4 protein-coding genes are annotated in these 3664 nt (G+C 66.2%); 3 read left to right on the top strand and 1 reads right to left on the bottom strand.

The genetic code is table 11. The annotated features are described in order from the left end of the window. Positions 1 to 463: 463 nt before the first annotated feature. Positions 464 to 1150, bottom strand: coding sequence for a S1 family peptidase (locus AC2A1K_RS35495; protein WP_483901052.1), 687 nt, complete (start codon positions 1148 to 1150; stop codon positions 464 to 466). A gap of 278 nt (positions 1151 to 1428) precedes the next feature. Here AC2A1K_RS35495 and AC2A1K_RS35490 point away from each other — a divergent pair, with 278 nt between their 5' ends. The 3 genes from AC2A1K_RS35490 to AC2A1K_RS35480 all read left to right on the top strand — a co-directional run bounded on the left by AC2A1K_RS35490 (position 1429) and on the right by AC2A1K_RS35480 (position 3551). Further along, positions 1429 to 1737: a putative quinol monooxygenase gene (locus AC2A1K_RS35490; RefSeq protein ID WP_483901051.1), complete on the top strand. Its 309-nt coding sequence runs from the start codon at positions 1429 to 1431 to the stop codon at positions 1735 to 1737. Next, on the top strand, positions 1734 to 2930 hold the full coding sequence (locus tag AC2A1K_RS35485) for a helix-turn-helix domain-containing protein (protein ID WP_483901050.1): 1197 nt from the start codon (positions 1734 to 1736) through the stop codon (positions 2928 to 2930). Before AC2A1K_RS35490 ends, AC2A1K_RS35485 begins: the two co-directional genes overlap by 4 nt. A 105-nt stretch (positions 2931 to 3035) precedes the next feature. Continuing rightward, complete coding sequence (locus AC2A1K_RS35480; RefSeq protein WP_483901049.1) at positions 3036 to 3551, top strand: hypothetical protein; 516 nt, start codon at positions 3036 to 3038, stop codon at positions 3549 to 3551. Positions 3552 to 3664 lie beyond the last annotated feature (113 nt).

Genomic DNA, 3664 nt, shown 5'->3' with positions numbered 1-3664 from the left:
CGCGCGTCGCGCCGACACGCCTCCACCCACCCGGCCCCGCCGGCACCCTCCGAACAGCCACGATGCGTAAGCACCGAGGCCACTCACCCCTGCCCGCTTGACAGGAACGCCCTCCATATCAGCTGTTCCGATATCGCCTGGGTCGTCACAGCTAAGAGCCCCTGCTCGCGTAAGCCGAGGTGGCTCTTTACGGCCTCGCGATCGCCTTTATCGCGGTCGTCATCGGAGCAGATCTTTCTGAAGATGACATCACGACAAGCTCGAATCAGAGATGGGCCAGGTTTGCCGTGAGCCCCGCCGCGAGCCGCGGTTTCTGGCGGGGAAGATTCCGCCCAGGCTTCTGCCACGAGATCTAGGTCTTCGAGCCTCGATTCCAGATCGAGAAGGATCGACTGCTGGAAGCTAGGAAGTCCTGATATCCAAACGGCAAGGTCTGGAGACACCCCTTCGCCAAATTCTTGACTCACTTGAACATCTCCAAGAGGTACTCGGCGGACACTGCGTACGTCGTTTCGTTGAGAGTCGCCGGGTCGATACCCCCGATGCTTATATGCCCGCCGCCGCCCGCGGCATAGTTGCCGACAACGACACCAAGCAATTCGCCAGTGGATGAGTCCACTACAGGCGACCCAGATTGACCAGTCTGCCCCTGCATGTTGAGCACCAAGTGCTTAACGTCGATGCCCGACGTTGTCAGGAGCACTTTCGCTCCGACTTGGGTGTCGCGGCGAGTGAGAACAAGTCGTCCCCAGTCAGCGTGAGGAAAGCCAACTGTCGAGACGTCGGCACCGATCCTTAGGGTGTCAACATTGCCCATTAGCGGAGCCGAGCGAGGTTCGCTTGAGTCGCCAGCTTCTCGGAGGATGCACAGATCGTGGATCGGATTAGCCCTATAGACTTCGGCTTGGAAGTAGGAGATCTGACCATCTTGACGCGTCTCCTGGAAGTCCGATCCAACCTGGTAACGAGGCATTACGATCTGCAAATTCTTCTGATGAGCTTTGACTACATGGAACGCTGTTGCCCAGAAGCCCGGCACAGTAGAGAATGCTGATCCGAGGATATGCGAGCCCTGCGGTTCTATACTGAGAACGGCAGCCGTAAATCGAATCTCCTGCCCCAGCAGTTCGGCTGGCTGCGCATTAGTCAAGGTCTACCCCCCACGTGTCCGTTAGTTTGCAAGTCGCTTACGCTTCGCGGGGTGTTACACGGGACGATGACTTGCAGGCCAGGAAGCAGCCGACGTGCGACCAAGAAGATGAAGGCATGACGAGGCCACCCTGCAGTAATGAGAGGACTCCAACTCGCGCGCCGCATCCGCTCGAAAGGTAGTGACGTTACCTCTGCTTCGCGCAGCCGTGGTGACTCGCGGTCGCCACCCCCGGTGTTGCCGGTACTCTGAGTGCGGCACCGCACTCGGAGGATGACATGTTTGGCTTGACCGTCCGCTTTGACCTCAAGGACGAGGCTGCGGCTCAGGGGTTCGACCAGCTCGTGGCGGAGACTGCCCCCGGCATCCGGGAGCAGGAGCCCGGCACGCTCCTCTACGCGGTGCACACCGTCGAGGACGCTCCCCTGGCCCGGGTCTTCTACGAGGTCTACGCGGACCGGGACGCCTTCGAGGCGCACGAGAGCCAGCCACACACCAAGCGCTTCCTCAGCGAGCGCGACCACTACATCGCCAAGACGCGGGTGGAGTTCCTGACGCCCACCGGCGGCAAGAACCTCCCCCAGTGAGCGCCCCCGGAGATCAGCGGGCCTTCGGCCAGCGTGTCGCGTTCCTGCGCAAGAAGCTCGGCCTGTCACAGGCGGAGTTCGCCGCCCGGCTCGACCGCTCCGAAACGTGGCTCAGCCAGGTCGAGCGCGGGGCACGGCGCATCGACCGGATGAGCGTGCTCGAACGGCTCGCAGAAGCGCTCGGCGTGCCGGTCGCCGAGCTGGCGCCGGAGCAGAAGGTCGTCCAGGCCGACGTCGAGCCGGCGGCAAGCGCGCTGAGCCTCGCGCTCTCCTCCAGCGACGCGCTCCACGCCGTGCTCGCCGGCACGCGGCCGTTCAACGTCCAGGACCTCGACCGGCAAGCCGTGAAGGCGTGGGAGTACGCCCACGGGTCGCGGTACGACGAATTGGCGACACTCCTTACCGACCTGCTCCCCGAGCTGGAGCGCTCCGCGCGCAACGCCACCGGCGACGACGAGATCGTCGTCAACGTCGCCAAGGCCCGGTCGTACCTCGCCGTGGCCGGCGTGCTGTCCAAGCTCGGCGAGACCGGCGCCGCCTGGGTCGCGATCGACCGCGCCATCACGGCCGCCGAGAAGGCCGGCGACCCGCTCCTGATGGCCGAAGGTGCGTTCCGGCTCGCGATCGTCTTCCAGGTGGCCCGCCGCTTCGATCTCGCGATCCGTGCCGCGGAGTCCGCCGCACACGCGCTCGACGAGCGGGCCGCGGACGGTGACGCCCCCGCGATCGCGGTGCGCGGGGCTCTGAAGCTCCAGCTCGCCGTGGCCTCGGCGCGGCTCAACGACGCCCGCATGGCGTACCTCTACCTCGACGAGGCCAGGGCAGCCGCCAACGAGCTGGGCGAGGACCGCAACGACTACGAGACCGAGTTCGGGCCGACGAACGTGCTCCTACACGACGTGGCCGTCGCGGTCGAACTGGGCGACGCGGGACGCGCGCTCCGGGTCGCCGAGACCGTTGACGCCTCCGGACTCTCCCCCGAGCGGCAGGGCCGGCTCCTCATCGACGTCGCTCGCGCTCAGGCCCAGCTCCGCCAGACCGACGCCGTCGTGGCGACCCTGCGCCGTGGGCTGGACCTCGCGCCGCAGCAGTTCGAGAGCCACGCCCGCGTCCGCGAGCTGGTCGCCGACCTCGTGCAGAGCGACCGCACCGGCTCGGAGGAGCTTCGCGACCTCGCACAGAGAGTGACCTGACAAGACCACCCGAATAGACCCGCACTATTAGTGCGGGACCCGCACTTTAAGTGCGTACGCTCCTCGGTACCTGGGCATGCGTGCCCCTGTGACGAGGAGATGGTGATGGCAGTCCCTTACGGGCAGAGGTTCGCTGTCGAGTTCGAGACGGTGTTCCCGCAGGGCGGGTTGATGATGGGCGAGGTCTCGGCGGTGACCGAGTACCAGTCGCGCGAGGACCGAGCGAAGGGCCGGCCCGTCCGTCAGCAGGTCGACGAGGAGACCGGCAAGCGGATGTGGCGCGTGACGGTCTCAGACCCGTCGGCGACGCGCGAGGCCGACAAGTCGGTCTCGGTGACTGTGCTGGCCGAGCACCAGCCGGTGCCGCCGGACGGCATCGAGGTCGCGCCGGGCATCGTCGTCCGGCCGATCGAGTTCGAGGGCATGACCGCGGCCCCGAAGCTGGAGGGCCAGGGCGAGTACAAGCGCCTCGGCTACACGCTGCGCGCGACCGGCATGCGGACCCCGGCGGGTCAGACTGCGCCGGCTCCCCGCTCGTCATCCCGCGGCTCCGGAGGGTCGGGCGCGAGTGCGACGCCCTCCAACAGCCAGGACCCGACCGACGGGAAGGCCGCTGCCTAATGCTTCTGTCAAGCGGCTTGGACCGGCCGATGGTCGAGACGGTAAGGCTGGCGGGTGCGCAACATGGCGTGCAGGACGTTGACCCGCCGGCGAGCGAGCGCAATCACGGCTTG

This window comes from Actinomycetospora sp. 2LY8.5 (assembly GCF_057180585.1).
This window is presented reverse-complemented; position numbering and strand designations above follow the sequence as displayed.

Coding starts and splice junctions, on each gene's coding strand:
- AC2A1K_RS35490 (WP_483901051.1), top strand. CDS start 1,429: ATGTTTGGCTTGACCGTCCGCTTTGACCTCAAGGACGAGGCTGCGGCT.
- AC2A1K_RS35480 (WP_483901049.1), top strand. CDS start 3,036: ATGGCAGTCCCTTACGGGCAGAGGTTCGCTGTCGAGTTCGAGACGGTG.